We start from the raw sequence: 19,091 nt of genomic DNA, 5'->3' as shown, positions 1-19,091 counted from the left end.
GCGCTACGGGACGCGCCGCCGCGGGACGCGGCTCAGATCCCGCCGCCCGCCATCGCGAACAGCGCGACCGCGATGACCGCGAACAGGCCGCCGACGCCGGCCTTGATCGTCCCCGTGTCGAGCGCGGTCGAGACGTACGGCGCGATCTGGCCGCCGAGCGTCGTCGCCGGGACCGTCCAGACGACCATGTTCCACGGGGTCGTCGCCAGGTCCATCGTGTGGCCGCCGACCAGCCCGCCGCCGAACACGTGGACCACGGAGGCCAGCACGGCCGTCGTCGCGACGACGATGTGGTTCGTGCCGATGGCGACCCGGACCGGGACCTGCGTGCGGAGCATCGAGATGATCCCGAGCTCGCCGATCCCGAAGCCGGCGAGCCCCTGGAACACGCCGCCGACGCTGTAGTTGAGGAACCGTTCGAGGTAGCCGCCGCGGGAGTAAGTGTAGTCGTCGCCGTCGCGGTCGACGCGCGTGACGGTCCCGGAGTCGTCGGTGTCGACGCCCGCGGGGCCGAGCTTGTTGTCGTCGTCCGGGAGGTCGGGCGAGGAGCCGCCGTCGGTCGCGACCTCCTCGTCGTCCGCGCTCTCCGTCGGGTCGCCGTGCCCCAGGTTGGCCTTGAACAGCAGGTACGACGCCGCCAGCAGCGCGATCCCGAGCAGGGCGTGGAACAGCGGCTCGGGGATGACAAAGGAGAGGAGCGCCCCGCCGACGACGAAGGGGACGCCGCCCAGCACGAGCGACAGCGAGAGCCGCCGGTCGACGAGCCCGTACTGGATGAACGCGAGCGACGAGCTCGACAGCCCGAACGACTCGCTGATGAGCCCGATCTTCACCAGCGTCGTCGGCTCAAGGGGGTACGCGACCAGCGGGAAGACGAAGATGAGGAACGGCACGAACAGCGCCGACCCGCTGATCCCGACGGTGTTGACGACGGTGGCGCCGGTGACGAACGCCAGGAACAGCCACCAGTACTCGGTCCAGTAGTCGACGCCGGCGTCGGCCGGCGTCGGCGCGAAGGCGTACACGCCCGCGACGAACAGGAGCGGGGCGAGGAACACGAAGACGTGCTGATAGCGCAGAAAGGCGCGCTGAAGGTCGCTCGACAGTGACGTGCTCATTGAGGGGTGGAACGCGAATTACGTGGGATATTATAAATGCGTTTCCACACGTCACGATAGTGATGAACGATCGTCAACGTCGCGGAGGTCGCCACAGCGGCCGCGACGCCGGCGAAATACGGATCGGCATTCGAACGTTTCCGAAGCCGTAAATGAATACTCTGTGACAGAAAGAAACGGTTAAACGGAGCGGTCGGTCACCCGCGGATCGAACGATGACGCGGGAGCTCGGGACCGCGGCGCGCGGCGGCTCGGGAACGACGCCGCGCTCGACGCACGCGACAACCGGAACGCGCGGGACGGACGCGACAGACACGACGGACGCGGCGAGCGCGACGCGATCGGCCGCACGGCGGCGAGCGGCGACGGCGGCGGGTCGGAGAACGCGGGGGACGGCGCGGTGAGCGACGGCGCGACCCTCCGGATCGTCGACGAGCCCGACGACGATCCGGGCGGCGCGGTTCCCGCACCGGTGCCGCCGGACGACCCGGAGGCGTGGTACGCGCCGGACGTGCGGGCGCAGTACGAGGCGGCGCCCGGCGTGGTCGCGACCGTCCGCGAGCGCGACGGCGGCCGGTTCGGCTACGACGTCCGCGAACCGCCGCTGTCGCCGGCCGACGAGCGCGCGCTCGACCGCGTCCGCGACCGCTTCTCCGCGGTGGGCCATCGCCGCCCGCTCACGCGGGTCGGGGTCGTCGAGCGCGCCGAGCGTGGGTTCGAGCCGAAGTACGCGACGGCGATCGACCGGCTGATCGACGCGACCGCGGCCGCGCGGCGCCGGATCGACTACCACGCGCTGCGGGAGTTCCGGCTGCTCGGCGAGCTCACCCCGGTCGCCTTGGACGACCGGATCGAGGTCGCGGACGTGGGCGACGACCGCGAACTGGTCGTCCACACCGAGACGTTCGCGCCGCTGGAGACCGGTATCGACGCCGACGCCGACTACGTCGAGCGGGTGGCCGCCGAGCGGCTCGCGCAGTACGCCGTCGAGTTCGCCGGGCTCTCGGTCGAGGTGGTCGTCTACCGCGAGCGGCTGCTCGGCTCCGACGCGTTCGAGACGAAGTACGCCGTGCTGGAGCCGGACCTGCTCCCTGGCGACGAGGCGCTCATCGAGGAGTGCAAGTCGCGGATCTGGGAGACGACCGTGAGCGACGTGATCGAGGACCGCGAGTCGTTCGTCGCCGCCCGCGCCCGGCGGTTCCTCTCGCGCCGGCTCACGGCGCGCAACACCCGCGCGTGGCTCGACGCCGCGGTCCACCGGGCGCGGGCGGCGCTCGCGGACCGGGGGCTCGCCGCGCCGCCGGTCGACTCGCGGTACGCCCGCGACCGGCTCGACGACCTCGCGTACTACGTCCTCCGCGACTTCGTCGGCGAGGGAATCCTGACGATACCGATCCGCGACCCCAACCTGGAGGACGTGGAGGCGAACCGCGTCGGCGAGCGCGTGAAGGTCGTCCCCCGCGCGCCCGTCCTCTCGGGGGCGGCCGACGAAGGGACGGGGCCCGGGGACGGCGGCGCCGAGGCCGGCGCCCGCGTCCCGACGAACCTCGCGTTCGAGGACGAGTCGACGTTCGTCGACGTGGTCACGGGGATCGCCGCCCGCGACGGCACGGAGCTCAACGCCTCGACGCCCTCCGCGAAGGTGAACCTCGAACTCGACGGGGTGCCGCAGACGATCCGGTGTGCGGTCGCGCTGCCGGTCATCTCCGAGGGCGGGCCGCACGTCTCGATCCGGAAGCAGCGCGCGGACGCGCTCACCCCCGTCGACCTGATCGAGCGCGACGCGCTGTCGGTCGACCTGGTGACGCTTCTGTGGCTGCTGTACGAGCACCGCGGCGTCGTCCTCTTTGCGGGCCCGACCGGCGTCGGCAAGACGACGCTGCTCAACGCCCACGCGCCGTTCATCCCCTTCGACGCCCGCCCGGTCTCCGTGGACGAGGGGTCACGCGAGGTCCGCTTACCCCACGAGACCGGCGTCTCGCTCACCACCCGCGACCACGAGGACGCCTACAAGTCGGTGGGGATGGCGGAGCTGATGACCGAGGCGAACTACCTGAACCCCGACGTGGAGGTGATCGCCGAGATCAACACCCCGGAGAGCTTCGAGACCTTCGCCGAGAGCCTGAACACCGGCCACGGCGTGGTCGGCACGACGCACGCGGAGGACGTCGCGGCGCTCGCCAACCGCCTGCGCGAGCGGGACCTGCCCGCCCGCCTGCTCCGCGAGGTCGACCTCGTCGTCTTCCCCCGCCAGGTCGACGGCGAGCGGTACGTCTCCCGGGCGATCGAACCGCTCTCGGAGGCCGCGTACGACGACCTCGACCCGGCGGCGACCCGGAGCCCGAGCGGCGACCCGAAGCGGGGCGGCGCGGGCGTCGTCGAGGCCGGCGGCGAGTCCGTCCGCTACAACACGGTCGCGTGGCGCGACGGCGACGGCGCGTTCCGGTTCCCCGGCGCGCCGGGCGGCGACGCGGAGGGGTCGAGCGCGGGCGCGACCGGGGCGGGCGGCGGGACGGGCGACGGCCGCGGCGGCCCGCGGTTCCGCGTCTTCGACCGGATCGCGACCCGGACCGACCGCGACCGCGAGGCGGTCGCCACCGAGTTCGCGTCGAAGCGCCGGTACGTGGAGTACCTCGTGCGCGACGGCGTCGACGACCCCGAAGAGCTGTTCGAGTTCCTCGCCGACCTGCGCACCGACGAGGCGGCGACCGTCGAGCGCGCCGCGCGGACGATGGATCGGGACGGCGACGGGGACCGCGACGGCTCGGCCGAGCGGGGGCGACCGTGAGCCGGCGACGCGCGACCGCGACGGTCGAGGAGGGCGCGGACGGGGCGGGTGCCGTCGAAGCGGTCGCGGACGAGGGGGACGCCGCCGACGCGCTCGCGGCGGGCGGCCGCCTGGCGGTCGTCGACCGCGTCTGCTACGCGCTGTTCGCGCGCCACGCGAGCGACCGCCGGCACGACGCCGACCGGAAGCGGTACCGCGGGACCGCGCTCGGGACCGGCTTCGAGACGTACCTCGCGCGGGCGTACGGCTGCTCGTGGGTCGTCGCGGCCGCCGCCTTCTTCCCAGCCCTGGTCGTCGCGGCGGGCGCGGCGCCCGCGGTCGCGGCCGCGGTCGAGGCGCGGTTCGGCGCTGCGCTGCTCTCGGCGGGGTCGACGGCCGTTCCCGCGCCCACGCCGGACTCAGTGGGGCCGCTCCGGACGGACCACGCCGCGCTGCTCGTCGCGGTCGCGGTCGCGCTCTGCGCGAAGCGCGCGACGGTGGCGGCGGCCGGGCTCGGCCTCCGGTGGGCGGTCGCGACGCGGCGGACGGACATCGAGCGCACGCTCCCGGGGGCGGTGCGGTACCTCGAACTGCTCTCGTCCGGGAGCGACGCGCCGCGGGCGATGCTCCGGAAGGCGGCCGATGGCGAGGCGTACGGCGCCACCGCGACCTCGCTGCGGAAGGCGCTCAACGCCGCCCGGCTCGCGGGCAGCCTCGACGAGGGGCTCCGCCGCGTGGCGCGGGACACGCCCTCGCGGGAGCTGCTCGCGCCGTTCCTGCTGAAGTTCCGGAAGCACGCCGCGACCGGGGACGAGGCGCTCTCCGAGTTCCTCGCCACCGAGCGCCGGATGCTGTCGCACCGGCAGGACCGCGCCCGGAAGCGGGCCCGGCGGTTCCTCGAACTCCTCACGGAGCTGTTCGTCGCCGTGCTGGTGTTGCCGGCGCTCCTCGTCATCGGCGCGACCGCGCTGTCGGTGGTGATCCCCGAGCTGCTCCCGCCCGTCTCCACGCCCGTCGGCGTCGTGCCGACGCGGGCGGTGGTGCTGTACGGCGCGGTCGCGTTCCTCGTCGCGTTCGGCCTCGCGGCCGCGGTCGCGGTCGGCACGCTCCGCCCGCCGAGCCAGCGCGCGAGCTACGAGGCGCCCGCGGACCCGCGGGCGGTCGTCGCAACCGCCGGCCGCAACCCCGCGAGCACGGCGGTCGTCGCCGCGGGGCCGGCGGTCGCGCTCGCGATCTGGCTCGCGGTCGCGGGCTACACGCTCGTCAACGTCGTCCTCGTCGGGTACGCCGCATTCGCGGTGCCGGTGGGACTCGTCGCCGCGCGCCGCACCCGGATCGACGACGCGAAGGACCGCGAGCTGGCCGACTTCGTCCACGCCGTCTCGGGCCACGTCGCGCAGGGGCGCCCGCTCGAAGCCGCGGTCGCGGCGGTCGCGCGCGACGCCGACCTCGGCGTCCTCGACGACGACGTGGCCGACCTCGCGTTCGCGCTGCGCTCGACGACCGCCCCCGACGGGGCGACCCGAGCGAGCGCCGGCACCGGGGCGGGCGGGGTCGACGTTCGGGCGGCCGCGATCGAGCGGTTCGTCGACCGCGTCGACACCCCGCTCGCGGCGCGGACGCTCGGGCTCGTCACGGGCGCGCTCGACGCCGGCAGCGACGCCGACGCGGTGTTCGAGACGCTTCGGATCGAGGTCGGGCGGCTGTACAGCGAGCAGCGCGCGCTCCGCTCGGCGATGCAGCCGTACATCGCGGTGGGGTGGGCCGCGGCGGTCCTCGTCGCCGGCGTCGTCGCGGTCGTCAACACGCAGGTGGTCGACGCCGCGCGCTTAGCGGAGATCGCCGCCGCCTCGGAGGCGGTGACGGAGCCGGAGGGGGTGTATCCGGAGTTAGAGCGCTTCCGGCTGTACGTCGTCACGCAGGCGACCGTGCTCGCGTCCGGCTGGTTCGCCGGGACCGCGGCGCGGGGGCGGTACGCCGCGCTGCTCCACTCGGGCGCGCTGGTGGCGTGCTGTTACGTGGTGTTCACGGTGGGGGGGCTAGTGTAAAGAGAGACTGGGACCCGTTGGACAGACGGCTCAGTCGACAGAGTCCCAGTTGACCTCGTCGGCGTACTCCTCGCGCATAAGGTGACAGCCGATCGTCTCGCCGTCGACCTCGTGGTCGGTCGGCTCCTCGCGCTCGCAGACCTCTCCGATCTTTCGCGGACAGCGCGGGTGGAACCGGCAGCCGGACGGCACGTCCGACGGGTCCGGCACGTTCCCCTCGAGGATGATCCGGTCGTCGCCGTCCTCCAACCCGGGGATCGCGGACAGCAACGACTCGGTGTACGGGTGATACGGCGGCTCGAACACGTCCGCGGTGCGGCCGTGTTCGACGATTTCGCCGAGGTACATCACCGCGACGCGGTCGCAGACGTACTCGACGACGGAGAGGTCGTGGCTGATGAGCAGGTACACCAGACCCAGCTCCTCCTGGAGGTCGGCCAGCAGGTTCAGGATCTGCGCCTGAACGGAGACGTCGAGCCCGCTGACCGGCTCGTCGAGGATGAGCACCTCGGGATTCACCGCGAGGGCGCGTGCGATGCCCACGCGCTGCTGCTGCCCGCCAGACAACTCGTGCGGATACCGCTCTAGGTGCGACTCGTCGAGGCCGACCGCGTCGATGAGCTCGGCCACGCGCTCGGGCCGCTCAGTCTGGTCGTCGATGTCGTGGAGGTCCATCGGTCGGCGGACGATCTGCCGGACGGTTCGACGCGGGTTCAGACTCGACTGCGGATCCTGGAAAACGATCTGGAGGTCGCGGCGCAGCGATCGGAGCTCGTCGGAACCTGCGGTCGTGACGTCGCTCTCGCGGTACGTCACCGATCCGTCGGTCGGCTCGATGAGGCGGAGCAGCGTCCGGGCGGCCGTCGACTTGCCGCAGCCGGACTCGCCGACCAGTCCCAGCGTCGAGCCGGCCTCGATCTCGATGTCGATGCCGTCGACGGCCCGCACCGGCTCCGGATCGCCGAGGAGGCGACCGAGCAGGCTGCCGGTGTCGAAGTGCTTCGTGAGGTTCTCCGCTTCGAGCACCGGACCGGGCTCGCCGTCGCTCCGGTCGTCGATGCGATCCGTCTGCCAAGAGAGCGACCGCGACTCGTGGTCGTAGTCGTACTCCATCTCTTCGACCTGCTCGTGACGGTAGCAGGCGACGGAGCGCCCCGTCTCGTTCGGGACCGGCTCCAGATCGGGGTGTGCCTCGCGACACTCCTCGGTCGCGCCCGGGCACCGGTCCGCGTACTTACACCCGGCCGTGGAACCGGTGAGATCCGGCATCTGCCCCTCGATCACGTCGAGCCGGTCGCGGTCGTCGGGGTCGACGGCCTCGTCGACGCTCGTGATGCTCGCGAGCAACCCCTTCGTGTACGGGTGACGCGGGTCGGTGAACAGCACCTCCGCCGGTCCGGACTCGACGATGCTCCCGGCGTACATCACTGCGACGCGGTCGCAGATCTCGCGAACAACGCCGAGGTCGTGGGTGATGAAGAGGATCGACATCCCCAGGTCCTCGCGGAGGTCGTCGAGCAGTTCGAGGATCTGGGCTTGGATCGTCACGTCGAGCGCCGTCGTCGGTTCGTCCGCGACGAGGAGGTCCGGCTCGGACGCGATCGCGATCGCGACGACGACGCGCTGTTTCTGTCCACCCGAAAACTCGTGCGGATAGTCGTCGGCGCGCGTCTCCGCGTCGGGGATCCCGACACGGTCGAGGAGGTCGACCGCCTCCTGCCGCGCGGCGCTCCGCGAGAGGTCGCGCGCCGCTTCGACCGCCTCCGCGACCTGTCTCCCAACCGTCATCGTGGGGTTCAGCGTCGAGGTGGGGTCCTGAAACACCATCCCGGTGTTTTCCGCGCGGAACTTGCGGAGGCGCTCGGGAGAGAGCGAGAGGACATCCGTACCCTCGAACTCGACGCTCCCGTCGACGATCTCGCCCGGGTCGTCGATGAGGCGGAGCACGGAACGAGCGGTCGCGCTCTTGCCCGCGCCGCTCTCGCCGACGAGCCCGAGGATCTCTCCCCGATCGAGATGGAAGTCGACGCCGTCGACGGCGTTGACGACGCCCTCGTCGGTGCGGAACACCGTCGAGAGGCCGTCGACGGTCAAGACCCTGTCACGCGTCTCTGTGCTGCCAGCCGACGCCATCGGCGTCGACGCCTGCCGTGGGGATGCTGTGTGCTCACTCGTCATGGTCGGCTCCGAGCTCCGTGCTCACGGTCGGGTCGAGGACATCGCGGATGCCGTCGCCGAGGAGGTTGAACCCGAGGACGGTCACGGCGATCCCAAGCCCCGGGAAGATAGCCATCCACGGGGCCTGCGTGAGGTACTGTTTGGACTGCCTGATCATTAGCCCCCACGACGGCTGCGGCGGCTGTGCGCCGAGTCCCAGGAACGAGAGCCCGGCGGCCGCGAGGATGGCGAACGCCAGGCTGATGGACGCCTGAACGATGATCGGCGCGGCGGCGTTCGGCAGGACTTCCCGGAACAGGACGCGGCTGTCCCGCTCGCCGAGCGCCTGTGCGGCCTCGACGAAGTCCTCCTCGACGACCGAGACCACCTCGCTGCGGGTGACCCGGGCGAAGTAGGGGATGTACGTGATCCCGATCGCGATCATCGCGTTCGTCAGCGATGGGCCGAGGACGGCGACGACCGTGAGCGCCAGCAGGATCGGCGGGAAGCTCATCAGAACGTCCATCGAGCGCATGATCGCGTCGTCGATGTTCCCGCCGACGTACCCCGCGGCCGCGCCCAGCGGAACGCCGGCCGCGGTGGCGATGCCGACGCTCAGCCCGCCGATGTACAGGCTGATTCGGGCGCCGAGAACGATTCGGAGGAGGATGTCTCGACCCAGGTGGTCGGTCCCCATCGGGTGTGCGAGGCTCGGCGGCTGGAACCGGTTCGCGACGTTGAGGGCGTTGGCTTGCTCTAGTGAGACGAACAGCGGGCCGAGCAGACCGACCGCGAGCAACAGGCCGATGAGCACCGTCCCGGCGATAGCTTTCGAATTCGACCGGTACCGGTCGAACAGCTCGCCGATCTTGCGGCGGCGAGCGTCGTTTAACCACCGCGTCCCGTCGGCGTTCTGGGTCGCCATCAGGCGCCACCCCCGGCCTGGACGCGCGGATCTAAGACCGCGTACAGGAGGTCGACCACGAGGTTACTGAGCATGAACACCGTCGCGATCGTCAACACCGACCCTTGGATGAGCGTGGTGTCGCGGTTCAACAGCGCTTGGAACGCGAGTCGCCCCAGTCCGGGATACGCAAACACCTGCTCGATGATGACGATCCCGCTGAACAGGAAGCCGATCTGGAGCCCGATCACGGTTAACACGGGAAGGAACGCGTTCCGGAGCGCGTGGCGGTAGACGATGTCGCGGTCTGGAATCCCCTTCGACTGCGCGAGCTTGACGTACCCCGACTTGAGCTCCTCGATAAGCGACGAACGCGTCATCCGGGTGAGGTGCGCCATGAGCGCGAAGCCGAGCGAGAGCGCCGGCAATAGCACGTGCTTCACGCCGGCGATCGGGTCGACCGCCGGGTTCACGTATCCCGATGGTGGTAAGATCGCGAAGAACTCCGCGAAGACCAGGATCAACACCAGTCCCCAAAAGAAGTCCGGGAGGCTGATCCCGGTGAACGCGACGACGCTCGTCGTGAAGTCCTTCCACGTGTTTCGGGCGCGGCCGGCGATCACGCCGAGTGGGATCGCCACCGTGACCGCGATGACGACGGCAGCGCCCGCGAGGAACGCGCTCGCCGGCAGGCGCTGAACGATCAGCTTGGCGACCGGGTCGCCGAAGCGGAGGGAGTCCCCCATGTCGCCCGTCAGGACTCCGGCGAGCCAGTCGAGGTATCGCACCCAGATCGGACGGTTCAGTCCGAGGGTCTGCCGGAGCGCATCGAGCCGCTCCGGACTCGCCCGGTTGCCCAAGATCAGGAGTGCGACATCGCCGGGGAGCACGTTGACGATGCCGAAGGTGACGATCGACACGCCTAGAAGCGAGACGATCAGGAGCCCGACCCGCCGAGCCGCGTACCGGACGAACCCCGCGTCGATGGCCGATCTCATTCGTCAAGCCACGACTCGCTGAAGTTCACCTCGGTGTTGTTTGGCGCTAACACCGTATCGAGGCCACCGACGGAAGGTGTCGCCCCCATCGCGCCGTCACGGAACCACAGCATCGGCGACGGCACCTCCTCGTGGAGGACGCGTTGGGCCTCGCGGTAGTACTCCACCTCTTCCTCCTCCGACGGGGCGCTCTCCGCGTTCTCGATGGCGGCGTCGAAGTCGTCGCTGGCGTACGCGAAGGAGTTGAACGACCCCTCCGAGTGGAACAGGCCGCGGTACATCTGTGCGGGCTCCCAACCCCCGAACCAGTTGACCATCGCCATCCGGTAGTCCATGTTCGCGGTGACCTGTGTGAGCCAGTCGCCCCACTGAAGCTCCTGGATCTCGACCTCGAGGCCGAGCTCGGAGAACGACTGCTCCATGATCGTCGCGGCGGTGATGTGCCACGGGTAGTTCGTCGTCACCTTGAACTCCAGCGGCGCGAACTCGTTCATCCCGTACTCCGATTCCTCGATGAGCGCCCGGGCCTGCTCGATGTCCTGTGGCCGCGGTTCGAGCTCCTCGTTCCGGTACGGGCTATTCGGGAAGCTCGGGGTCGCGAGCGTCGATCCCTGACCGAAGAGGGCGCCCTCCACCAGCTCTTGTTTGTCGATCGCGAAGTCGATCGCCCGGCGCCAGTTCACGCTGTCGAACGGCGGGCGGTCGTTGTGGAGATACATGTGGTTGAACGCCAGCGGCCGCCACGTGGACGTCTGAACGTTGTCGTTGGCCCCGTCCACGTAGTCGGTCATGTCGTCGAGCGGGATGTCGTTGATGTAGTCGAGATCCCCGTCGGTGAGCCCCGTGAGCCGGGTGTCGGGGTCGGTCATCGTCCGCTCTTCGAGCGCGTCGACGTACGGGCCTTCGCCCCAGTAATCGTCGAACGCCGACAGCTCGGCCCGGTTCCCCTGCTGGCGGGACTCGAACACGAAGGGGCCGGTGCCGACTGGGTTCGATGCCTGGTCCGGACCAGAACCCTCCGGGATGATCGCCGTGCCGGAGAACGCCAACTGTCGGAGGAGGGGATTGTACCGCTCGCTCATCTGGAGAACGACCGTCGAGTCGTCGGGCGTCTCGACCGACTCGACCGACGTGAACACGCCGCTGTACCGCGCTCCGACGTCCGGGTCCGTGATCCGCTCGATCGTGTACTGAACATCGCTGCTGGTCAGCTCTGACCCGTCGTGGAACGTCACGCCGTCGCGGAGGGTGAACGTGTACTCGGTCCGGTCGTCGTTAATCGACCAGTCGGATGCGAGGCCCGGACGCGTGATGTCGGGATCGGAGGAGATCTCCAGTTCGCTCGTTAGCCCGACCAGCGTCTCGTGGACGTTGTTCAGAAACCGCGACGAGGCGGCCGTCTGTGCGATGTGGATGTCGAGTTCCTGGGTGACCTCGCTGTGGCCCCATATGAGCGTGCCGCCCTCTTCCGGCTCGCCGGTCGGACCAATCGGTCCGTCGTCGGAGCCACCGCCGTCTCCCCCGTTCGAGCCGTCGGAGCCGTCGCCACCGGAGGTACAGCCCGCAAGCGTCGTGCCAACGCCTGCCATTCCCGTGGCAACGAGGAACCGTCGCCTGTCGATACTCTCGGTCGTGTCTTCAGAGGTGTCGCGCATTGTTGCGTGTGCGTAGCAAGTAGTTCGTTAACGTTTCAATCCAAAGTCGACGATTGCGTCGGGGTACTCACCGAGCTGATCCTCGGCGACAGCCGGGAGTTCCTCCTCCGTTTCTACGGCGAGGTCGTACGCCTCGCGAAGTTCTGAAATCGGCTCATCGCTGTTGTCGACCCGGAGGTTGTGGTACAGCTTCGGCTCCGGAGCCGCGATGAGCAGCGCTGCGCTGATCTTCCCGCGTTTGTCGCCGCCGGCCGCCTGCCCCGCTTCCAGCGCGGCAATGAGCCGGTCCGCGAACCCGCCGTCCGCGTCCGCGTAGCCGCGGCTCACCGCGTCGATGACGTCCGCGCCATCGAGCATGTTGCCGGCAACCGTGTAGTCGTCTCCGGCGGAGTCGCCGGCCCAGTCGACGCAGTCCGCACCGGTGTATCGGAAGGAATCCTCCGCCGTCACGCCGTGGAGTTGACGGTACGTGTCGTGAGGATCGTCTGCGAGAAGCGCCTCGCAGGCGGTCGATACGGAGACGCCCCTGTCGGCGAGTTCGACCGCGTTTCGTCCGTGTGATACGTTTACGTACGATTGGGTCGCGACCGCCGCGTTCTCACTCACGAACGGACACAAGGCGCCGACGCCCACGAGCGCCGTACTGACTGCGACGCCGAACGCTCCGGTTTCAGGATCCTGTGCCGCTATCGAGAATGTTCCGGGAGCGAATCGCTCCGCGGGCGAAGTGTGGTCGGGACCGGTATCGGAACGGCCCGTGTCACTCATTGTATTGCCAGTCACAGCCATGGTAGTACATAACAAGATATAAAATAAATCTTATTGTTAAAGAGAAAACGCCCGCTTATGTACGTGGAAGAGTACTTTCCTCGGCAAATAATATGCTTTCAGTGGTTCTGAGAGATTTATTTTCAAATACGAGATTTCAAACTGGGGAGTCAGCGAGTTGCGAGCGCCCCGCTCGATGCAGTCGTGTGACCGCAACACGACCCTTTTCTGCCGCGCCCGCGTAGGAAGACTCCCATGGACGAGAAGACCGCCGAACTCCGCGACCTGTTCGTCGAGGCAACCGGCTCGGAGACGGTCACCGAGCGGCAGGAGGCGGAGCGGGGGACCCTCGTCGACCGCGACGACGAGGCGGTCGGCGACGCGGTCCGCAATCTCGTCGCCGCGATGCGCGAGCGGTACGGCTTCTCGACGCCGCTCGGCGACGCCGCCTACGCGCTCGTCGCCCGCGGCCGGTTCGCGGACGAGGGCGACGAGTCGATCGCCGTGGCCCTGCGCGACGAACTGACGGACGGCGAGGGCGACTCCGAGGTCGACCCCGCGGACGTGGACGCCGAGACCGTCCGGAAGGCCCGCTTCGACCTCCACCTCGTGCGCGAGTCGGACCGCGAGGTCGACGCGGGCGAGGGCGACGAGCCGCCGTTCGCGTACGCCGACCTGAAGCGGCTCACCGCCGCCGGGAACTCGATCGTCGAGTGCGCCGAGGAGCTGGACGCACAGCCGGACACGGTCGCCCGGTACGCCGCGGTCGCGCGCACCGACATCGCCTCCACGCGGGCGAACGACCGCTTCCGCGACGCGTTCCGCGACCTGCTCACCGACGCCGACATCCAGGGGTCGCTCGCGAGCGACGCCCGCGAGGACGGCCTGCGCGAGGCGACCGAAGACATCGAGACGGACGTGTCTTTATAAGGAGTTCGCGGCGGAGTGGCGGCGAACAACGCCAAAGCCCCAGCCGCGAGGACTCGCGCGGCTCGCTGCGGTCCTCAGTCAGTCGCTGGCGCTCCCTCCTTGCGGTCCTTGCGTCGCCGTGCTTCGTCCTCGCGGCTGCCCCTTTGAGTCCCGCCCAACAACCGCACCTCACGCCTCCCCAGCCTCGCGGTCCGTTCGGGGCTCCCTGCGGTCGCCCCTCACTCACCGCGTCCCTCGCGCGTGCTGCCTCGCGACCTCCGCTTCGCTCCGGTCGCTCGCAGGCACGCGCCGTCGTTCATTTATAAGCGATAACGCGACGAGACGCCGCGTGACCCTCGTCCCGTTCAGCGACCTGGCGCGCGCGGCGTACTGCCCCCGACAGCTCTACTACGTGCGGCGCGACGACGAGCGCAGCGTGCCCCCGAAGGCGCGCGAGCGCATCGGCCTCGCGTTCCGCTACGAGGAGTTGGCCGACGCGCCCGACCGAACGCTCCGGCAACTCCCGCTTCATCGATCACCGAGCGCGTACCGCCGGAACCTGCGTCGACTGCGCGAGCGCGACGAGTACGAGTGCCTCGTTGACCCCGCGACCGAGCGCGGGTTCCTCTCGGGGAAGGACTGTCACGGTACCGTTCACAAGGTGTTGGAGCCTGGCGAGGAGGGGAGCGATCCGGACGGCGCGGACTCCGCGACCGCGATCCCGACTCTCGTCTCGTCGGGGGAACCGCCGGAGAACGGCGTCTGGGAGCCGCAGGCGGTCCGCGCGGTCGGGCTCGCGAAGGCGCTGGCGTGGGAGCGGGAACGCGAGGTCGACCGCGCGCTGGTCGAGTACCCCGCGGTCGGGGTCGTCCGCGAGGTGCGACTGACGACCCGGAAGAAGGCCGCGTATCGCACGGCCCTCCGCGCGGCGCGGTCGATCGACGGCCCGCCGCCGCGCGTCGACGACGACCGCTGCGACGCCTGCGACTACGCCGCCGAGTGCGGCACGCGGCGACGGAGCCTGCGGTCGCTGCTGGGGTGAGGTGGCGCGGCGAAGCCGCGACCGCTTCGGCCAACCGTCCGCCGCGCTCAGGGCGAAAAGGAGGTGCCGCAGTCGGTACAGGTGAACCGGAACCGCGCCTCGTCGGTGAGCTCCGTGTCGTGGACGCGCTCGCCGCCGCACTCGCGACACTCCACCACGGACCGTATCTGGTCCCAGTCGTGGCGCGCGCCCGGCGCGCCGATCGCCCAGGCGACCACCTCCTCGTCGGCGTCCTCGGGCACGAACCCGGACTGGAACTCGCCCGGGGCGAAGCGGATCGCCTCGTCGGGCCCGACCGTCACGCGCTCGCGGTCGCGGCCGACCTCGAACGTCGCGGTGCCCGAGCGGACGTAGAACACCTCCTCCTGGTCGTCGTGCGTGTGGAGGCCGCCGGAGAAGGCGTCGCCGGGCGCGAGTTCGAAGTAGTTCATCGCGACGTGGTCGGTCCCGAGCGCGCGCGAGACCGGCTTTCGGATGTCGTGAACGCCCATGGGGTTCGTGACGACGTCGACGTCGTCGACCGCGACTCGCTCCATGCGAGCCGGTCGCGAGGGACGCCCCTAACGCTGTCGGCGGCCGCGCCGAGGATCCGTCGGCGAACCGCGCCTCGCGGTGACGATCGCTCGGTCAAACCTGACGCGACCCGGCATTTTATACGTGTGTGTGTCGTCCGCATGGGCACGAATGACGCGAGACACTCGCGATCGTTCGGAGGATAGAGGAAGTCGCCTCGCGGCGGCTGGCCGCGAAATTCTCCGGCGATAACGACGACGGGGCACGACCGCCCCGCGGCGGCACCGACCCCGAGACCACCGCAGAGCCGACGGACCCCCTTTTGACCCGAACACCGCTCACAGACCTCGACGAGGTACAGCTGTTAGACACCACCCTGCGCGACGGCGAACAGATGCCGGGCGTCTCCCTGACGCCCGGCGAGAAGGTCGGCGTCGCCCGCGAGCTCGACGCCGCGGGCGTCCACCTGATCGAGGCCGGCTCGGCGTGCACCTCGGCGGGCGAGCGCGAGGCGATCCGCCGCGTCGCCGACGAGGGGCTGGACGCGACGGTGACGAGCTTCGCCCGCGGGGTGAAACGCGACGTCGACGCCGCGCTCAACTGCGGCGTCGGCGGCGTCAACCTCGTCGTCCCCGCCTCCGACAAGCACGTCGAGACGAAGGTGGGCTCGACCCGCGACGAGGTCGTCGAGACGACCGTCGAGCTCGTCGAGTACGCGAAAGACCACGGGCTGTGGGTCGAGGTGCTCGGCGAGGACGGCTCGCGGGCCGACCTCGACTACCTCGAACGCCTGCTCGGCGCCGGCCTCGACGCCGGCGCCGACCGGATCTGCTACTGCGACACGGTCGGCGCGGCCGACCCCGAGCGCACCGCCGCGGTCGTCTCGCGGCTCGCCGACCTCGGCCCGACGAGCCTCCACACCCACGACGACCTCGGGTTCGGGCTGGCGAACGTCCACGCGGGGCTGAAGGCGGGCGCCGACACGGTCCACGGCACCGTCCTCGGCGTGGGCGAGCGCGCCGGCAACGTCGCCCTCGAAGAGGTCGCGATCGCGCTCGGCGAGTCGTACGGCGTCGACACCGTCGACCTCTCGCGGCTCTACCGGCTCTGCCGGACCGTCTCCGAGGCGACCGGCGTCGCGCTCCCGCCGAACAAGGCCGTCTGCGGCGCCAACGCCTTCGCCCACGAGTCCGGGATCCACACCGACGGCACGCTGAAGGACGGGACGATGTACGAGCCGTACCCGCCGGAGACGGTCGGGCGCGAGCGCCGGCTCGTCCTCGGCAAGCACGCGGGCCGCGCCGGGGTGAAGGCCGCGCTCGCCGAGCACGACGTGGCGGTCGACGACGACGAGCTGCGCGAGGTCGTCGCCCGCGTCAAGGAGCTGGGCGAGCGCGGCAAGCGCGTCACCGACGCCGACCTGCTCGCCATCGCCGACGACGTGCGGGGCCGCGAGCGCGAGCGCCACGTCGAGCTCGTCGACCTCTCGGCGACCTCCGGCGGCAACCTCCCGACCGCCTCGGTGCGGCTCCGCGTCGGCGACGAGGAGCGCGTCGCCTCCGGCACCGGCGCCGGTCCGGTCGACGCCGGGCTGGAGGCGGTCCGCGCGGCGCTTTCGGGCGACGGGGACGGCGAGCGCGGCGGGGAGGACGGCGCTGACGGCGGCGTCGCGTTCGACCTCGACTCCTACCACGTCGACGCGATCACGGGCGGCACGGACGCGGTCGTCACCGTCGAGGTCGACCTCTCGCGGGGCGACCGCTCGGTGAGCGTCTCGGCGTCGGACGCGGACATCACCCGCGCGAGCGTCGTCGGGATGGTCGACGGGCTCGACCGTCTGCTCGCGGCCGAGGCCGACGCCGCGGACGCCGATCCGGGCGCGGTCGCCGACGACTGACGCCGGCGTCTGACGAGGTTTTTACCCGATGGCGTCCGATCTCGGGGTGTGAGCGTCGTCGTCGCGATCAAGCCGTCCGCGCGCAAGCGGAACGCGAAGGTGGGCCGGCTCGTCTTCGAGGACGGGCCCCGCCACGCCTTCGAGAGCCGCGCGGCCGCCGAGCGGTGGGCGGACGACCTCTCGGCCGGCGACGGCCACGTCTGGGTCGCGAGCGCGCACCCCCGCGACGACGGCGACGCGGACTGTTACCTCGTCTCCCGGGCGACGAACGCGAAGCTGGAGGCGGCGTACGACAAGCGGCGCCGGCGGCTCAGGGGCGACCCGGGCTCCGAGCAGGAGTCGCTCGGCGGCGAGCCCTGATCCGCGGTCCCCGCCCGCGGGCGGGTCGGCGCTACCCCTTCGATCGCCGCTACTCGTCTCCGGCCGGGCCGCCGACGACGTCGTCCTCGAACCCGGCGACCGCCTCCATCACCGCCTCGCGGTCGGCGTCGTCGACGTCGAAGGCCCGCAGCGCCTCGTCGAGGTGCGTCGCGACGACCTCGAACTCCGCGTCGGTTATCGCCAGCTCCTCGTGCGCGGTCGCCATCTCCTCGCCCTCGTACTGCATCGGCCCGCCGGTGACGGCGCTCAGGAACTTGGTCTGGTGCGAGCGCTGGTCGGCCATGTCCACGTCGTCGAAGTAGTGGTTCACCCGGTCGTCGTCGAGCACCCGGTCGTAGAACTCGTTGACGACCGCGCCGATGGCCGGTTCGCCGCCGAGGCGTTCGTACAGCGTCTCGTTCGACATACGTCGGCGACGGACGCCGGCCGTATCACTGTTCCCCTATGGGGAAGGGCGCTCGTCCCGCGGCGCGGCGCCTCACGGCGAATCGTCCGCGCGCGACCCGTCGCCGGCGGCCGCGTCGGGGTCGGCGCCCGGTCCGGACCCGCGGGCGTCCATCATGTCCGCGGCCCGGCCCGCCCAGCCCGTGTAGCGGAAGCCGGCGGCGACGACGAGCGCCATCCAGACGTAGGCCGCGGACACCCCGACGTACGCGCCGGTCGGACCGAGGCCGACGGTGCGGCCGAGCAGCCACGAGAGGCCCAAGAACAGTCCGAACATGGCCGAGACGCGCGCGACGAGGGGGATCTGCGTCTCGCTGGCGCCCTGGAGCGAGCCGGAGAGCGCGGAGAAGCAGGCGAGGGCGGCGCCGGCGACGCCGTACACCCGCGCGAAGTCGACGGCGGACGCGACCGTCGCCGCGTCGTCGGTGAATATCGGCACGATCCGCGGCGCGGAGACGACGAGCCCGAGCCCGATCGACCCGACCGTGAGCACGCCGAGGCCCGCGACGGCCCACCCGTTGAACCGCGCGGCCTCCGGGTCGCCCTCGCCGAGCGCCTGGCCGACGAGCACCGACGCCGCGACGTTGTAGCCGCGCGAGAGCGGGCCGGTCACCTGCTGGTAGACGCGGCGGCCGATCTGGAAGCCGGCGTTGACCGTCTCGCCGAAGCCTAAGAGGAGCGCGTTGAACGGGAACTCCGCGATCTCGGAGCCGAACCCCTCCAGGACGCGGGGCGCGCTCACGACGAGGAGCTGTTTCGCGATCGTGAGGTCGCACGGCCACGCGAACTCCGCGTCGGTCCACGAGCCCCAGATGGCGAAACAGAGCAGCCCGGCCGTGAGCACGTTGGCGCCCGCGGTCGCGAGGCCGACGCCGAGGACATCGAGCCGCGGGAGCCCGAACAGCCCGAGGCCGAGGACGATCGACCCCGCGATGTTGACTGAGTTGGCCGCGATGTTGACGTACATCGGCGTGCGGGTGTCGCCGGTCCCCTGGAGCGCGCGGGCGCCGACGAGGGCGACGTGGCGCGCCGGCGCGGTGGCGAACACGATCGCGAGGTACGTCGAGCCGAGGTCGACGACCGCGGGCGAGGTGCGCTCGCCGACGAGCCGGCCGAACACGCCGATCGCGAACTCGCCGAAGAGGAACCCGAAGAGGACGAACGGGACCCCGGCGAGCGCGCCGAGCAGGATCGCCTGCGTCACCGCCTCGTCGCGGTTCTCCGCCGCGCCCGCGCCGGTGTCCTGCGAGGAGAGCGCGATGGCGCCGCCGCCGAGGCCGAGCCCGATCCGCAGCGGGAACCGGGCGTAGAGGTCCGCGAGGCCGATGGCGACGACCGCGGCGGGCGAGAACAGCGCGGTGACGAGGATGTCCGTCGTCCGCATCGCGGTGCGGAACGTCTGCTCGGCCATGACCGGCCACGCGAGCGAGAACACGCGCTTCCAGACGCGCCGCAGCCGCGGGAGGTCCATCTGTCGTCCCGGAGGGGCG

15 protein-coding genes are annotated in these 19,091 nt (G+C 70.8%); 6 read left to right on the top strand and 9 right to left on the bottom strand.

Translation table 11 applies throughout. The features are described from left to right. Positions 1 to 32 precede the first annotated feature (32 nt). On the bottom strand, positions 33 to 1,118 hold the full coding sequence (locus DVK05_RS12500; protein ID WP_121563720.1) for a sulfite exporter TauE/SafE family protein: 1,086 nt from the start codon (positions 1,116 to 1,118) through the stop codon (positions 33 to 35). Between the two features lie 400 nt (positions 1,119 to 1,518). On the opposite strand from DVK05_RS12500, the gene DVK05_RS12490 reads away from it, so the two are divergent. Further along, positions 1,519 to 3,906 carry a type II/IV secretion system ATPase subunit gene (locus tag DVK05_RS12490; protein WP_121563716.1) on the top strand — a complete coding sequence of 796 codons (2,388 nt, stop codon included), beginning with the start codon at positions 1,519 to 1,521 and terminating at the stop codon, positions 3,904 to 3,906. Beyond that, on the top strand, positions 3,903 to 5,933 hold the full coding sequence (locus DVK05_RS12485) for a type II secretion system F family protein (RefSeq protein WP_121563714.1): 2,031 nt from the start codon (positions 3,903 to 3,905) through the stop codon (positions 5,931 to 5,933). Before DVK05_RS12490 ends, DVK05_RS12485 begins: the two co-directional genes overlap by 4 nt. A gap of 30 nt (positions 5,934 to 5,963) precedes the next feature. Here the strand turns inward: DVK05_RS12485 and DVK05_RS12480 are convergent, their stop codons facing one another. Genes DVK05_RS12480 through DVK05_RS12460 form a run of 5 tightly spaced genes read right to left on the bottom strand, consistent with a single transcriptional unit; the run spans position 5,964 to position 12,415 of the window. Further along, positions 5,964 to 8,111 carry an ABC transporter ATP-binding protein gene (locus DVK05_RS12480; RefSeq protein ID WP_121563712.1) on the bottom strand — a complete coding sequence of 716 codons (2,148 nt, stop codon included), beginning with the start codon at positions 8,109 to 8,111 and terminating at the stop codon, positions 5,964 to 5,966. Next, positions 8,101 to 9,015: an ABC transporter permease gene (locus DVK05_RS12475; protein WP_121563710.1), complete on the bottom strand. Its 915-nt coding sequence runs from the start codon at positions 9,013 to 9,015 to the stop codon at positions 8,101 to 8,103. The genes DVK05_RS12480 and DVK05_RS12475 overlap by 11 nt, the downstream gene beginning before the upstream one ends. Further along, positions 9,015 to 9,992 carry an ABC transporter permease gene (locus DVK05_RS12470; RefSeq protein ID WP_121563708.1) on the bottom strand — a complete coding sequence of 326 codons (978 nt, stop codon included), beginning with the start codon at positions 9,990 to 9,992 and terminating at the stop codon, positions 9,015 to 9,017. The genes DVK05_RS12475 and DVK05_RS12470 overlap by 1 nt, the downstream gene beginning before the upstream one ends. Beyond that, positions 9,989 to 11,647 (bottom strand): ABC transporter substrate-binding protein, encoded by a 1,659-nt coding sequence (locus DVK05_RS12465; protein WP_233559383.1) that lies wholly within the window; start codon positions 11,645 to 11,647, stop codon positions 9,989 to 9,991. Before DVK05_RS12465 ends, DVK05_RS12470 begins: the two co-directional genes overlap by 4 nt. A gap of 27 nt (positions 11,648 to 11,674) precedes the next feature. Continuing rightward, complete coding sequence (locus DVK05_RS12460; RefSeq protein ID WP_394338860.1) at positions 11,675 to 12,415, bottom strand: DUF1028 domain-containing protein; 741 nt, start codon at positions 12,413 to 12,415, stop codon at positions 11,675 to 11,677. Positions 12,416 to 12,670: 255 nt separating this feature from the next. Between DVK05_RS12460 and DVK05_RS12455 the strand changes: the two genes are divergently transcribed. After that, positions 12,671 to 13,345, top strand: a complete 675-nt coding sequence (locus tag DVK05_RS12455) for a hypothetical protein (protein WP_121563706.1) — start codon at positions 12,671 to 12,673, stop codon at positions 13,343 to 13,345. 328 nt (positions 13,346 to 13,673) lie between these two features. Then, on the top strand, positions 13,674 to 14,366 hold the full coding sequence (locus DVK05_RS12450; protein ID WP_121563704.1) for a hypothetical protein: 693 nt from the start codon (positions 13,674 to 13,676) through the stop codon (positions 14,364 to 14,366). Between the two features lie 47 nt (positions 14,367 to 14,413). On the opposite strand, the gene DVK05_RS12445 is transcribed toward DVK05_RS12450, so the two are convergent. Then, on the bottom strand, positions 14,414 to 14,902 hold the full coding sequence (locus DVK05_RS12445) for a cupin domain-containing protein (RefSeq protein ID WP_121563702.1): 489 nt from the start codon (positions 14,900 to 14,902) through the stop codon (positions 14,414 to 14,416). Between the two features lie 299 nt (positions 14,903 to 15,201). On the opposite strand from DVK05_RS12445, the gene DVK05_RS12440 reads away from it, so the two are divergent. Next, the gene (locus tag DVK05_RS12440) at positions 15,202 to 16,776 is read left to right on the top strand and encodes an alpha-isopropylmalate synthase regulatory domain-containing protein (RefSeq protein WP_121563700.1); all 1,575 of its coding nucleotides are present in this window, start codon (positions 15,202 to 15,204) and stop codon (positions 16,774 to 16,776) included. 48 nt (positions 16,777 to 16,824) lie between these two features. After that, positions 16,825 to 17,136, top strand: coding sequence for a hypothetical protein (locus tag DVK05_RS12435; RefSeq protein ID WP_053772484.1), 312 nt, complete (start codon positions 16,825 to 16,827; stop codon positions 17,134 to 17,136). Between the two features lie 49 nt (positions 17,137 to 17,185). On the opposite strand, the gene DVK05_RS12430 is transcribed toward DVK05_RS12435, so the two are convergent. Both DVK05_RS12430 and DVK05_RS12425 read right to left on the bottom strand, forming a co-directional pair. Further along, on the bottom strand, positions 17,186 to 17,563 hold the full coding sequence (locus tag DVK05_RS12430; RefSeq protein ID WP_121563698.1) for a group 1 truncated hemoglobin: 378 nt from the start codon (positions 17,561 to 17,563) through the stop codon (positions 17,186 to 17,188). A gap of 72 nt (positions 17,564 to 17,635) precedes the next feature. Further along, positions 17,636 to 19,072 (bottom strand): MATE family efflux transporter, encoded by a 1,437-nt coding sequence (locus tag DVK05_RS12425; RefSeq protein ID WP_121563696.1) that lies wholly within the window; start codon positions 19,070 to 19,072, stop codon positions 17,636 to 17,638. Between the last annotated feature and the right edge of the window lie 19 nt (positions 19,073 to 19,091).

The sequence above is a fragment of the Halorubrum sp. Atlit-8R genome, assembly GCF_003666025.1.
In the GTDB taxonomy this organism is placed as follows: domain Archaea; phylum Halobacteriota; class Halobacteria; order Halobacteriales; family Haloferacaceae; genus Halorubrum; species Halorubrum salinarum.
This window is presented reverse-complemented; position numbering and strand designations above follow the sequence as displayed.

Bases quoted from the DNA above. Each gene is read 5' to 3' on its own strand.
- DVK05_RS12500 (WP_121563720.1), bottom strand. From the start codon at position 1,118: ATGAGCACGTCACTGTCGAGCGACCTTCAGCGCGCCTTTCTGCGCTAT.
- DVK05_RS12455 (WP_121563706.1), top strand. From the start codon at position 12,671: ATGGACGAGAAGACCGCCGAACTCCGCGACCTGTTCGTCGAGGCAACC.
- DVK05_RS12445 (WP_121563702.1), bottom strand. From the start codon at position 14,902: ATGGAGCGAGTCGCGGTCGACGACGTCGACGTCGTCACGAACCCCATG.
- DVK05_RS12465 (WP_233559383.1), bottom strand. From the start codon at position 11,647: ATGCGCGACACCTCTGAAGACACGACCGAGAGTATCGACAGGCGACGG.
- DVK05_RS12425 (WP_121563696.1), bottom strand. From the start codon at position 19,072: ATGGACCTCCCGCGGCTGCGGCGCGTCTGGAAGCGCGTGTTCTCGCTC.
- DVK05_RS12460 (WP_394338860.1), bottom strand. From the start codon at position 12,415: ATGAGTGACACGGGCCGTTCCGATACCGGTCCCGACCACACTTCGCCC.
- DVK05_RS12430 (WP_121563698.1), bottom strand. From the start codon at position 17,563: ATGTCGAACGAGACGCTGTACGAACGCCTCGGCGGCGAACCGGCCATC.
- DVK05_RS12470 (WP_121563708.1), bottom strand. From the start codon at position 9,992: ATGAGATCGGCCATCGACGCGGGGTTCGTCCGGTACGCGGCTCGGCGG.
- DVK05_RS12475 (WP_121563710.1), bottom strand. From the start codon at position 9,015: ATGGCGACCCAGAACGCCGACGGGACGCGGTGGTTAAACGACGCTCGC.
- DVK05_RS12480 (WP_121563712.1), bottom strand. From the start codon at position 8,111: ATGACGAGTGAGCACACAGCATCCCCACGGCAGGCGTCGACGCCGATG.